Below are 704 nucleotides of genomic sequence, written 5' to 3'. Positions count from 1 at the left end.
CGATCGGGTCGCCCAGCGACGTCCCCGTGCCGTGCGCCTCGATGGCGTCCACATCGGACGGCGACAGGCCCGCGGCGGACAGGGCCGCGCGCACCACCCGCTGCTGCGCGGGGCCGTTGGGGGCGGTGAGGCCCTGCGAGCGGCCGTCCTGGTTGACCGCGGACCCGCGGATCAGCGCGAGCACCTCGTCACCGTCGCGCTGGGCGTCCGATAGCCGCTTGAGCACCACGACGCCGCAGCCCTCCGACCACCCGGCGCCGTCGGCGTCGGCGGCGAAGCTCTTGCACCGGCCGTCGGCGGCCATGCCCTTGAGCCGGGAGAACTCGACGAACAGCGACGGCCCGCTCATCACCGTCACCCCGCCCGCCAGCGCGAGGTCGCACTCGCCCTGGCGCAGCGCGGCGGCGGCCAGGTGCAGGGCCACCAGCGAGGACGAGCAGGCGGTGTCGACGGTGACCGCCGGGCCCTGCAGGCCCAGGGTGTAGGCGACCCGGCCGGAGATCACGCTGCTGGCCTTGCCGGTGTTGACGTAGCCGTCGAGCGCGCCGAGGTCCTGGCCCAGGCTGCCGTAGTCGGTGCTCATCGCGCCGATGTAGACGCCGGTCCTGGTCTCGCCGAGGGAGTCCGGGCGCACCCCGGCGCGCTCCAGCGCCTCCCACGCGGTCTCCAGCACCAACCGCTGCTGCGGGTCCATCCCCAGCGCC

The 704-nt window shown here is 75.3% G+C and carries 1 protein-coding gene; it reads right to left on the bottom strand.

Annotated features, from left to right (window positions below; all coding sequences use genetic code 11):
* Positions 1–704: beta-ketoacyl [acyl carrier protein] synthase domain-containing protein (locus GCL84_RS00840; RefSeq protein WP_197522921.1), on the bottom strand; the 704-nt coding region annotated here is incomplete at both ends.

It is taken from the genome of Actinokineospora pegani, from assembly GCF_009745975.1.
GTDB classification, from domain to species: domain Bacteria; phylum Actinomycetota; class Actinomycetes; order Mycobacteriales; family Pseudonocardiaceae; genus Actinokineospora; species Actinokineospora pegani.
This window is presented reverse-complemented; position numbering and strand designations above follow the sequence as displayed.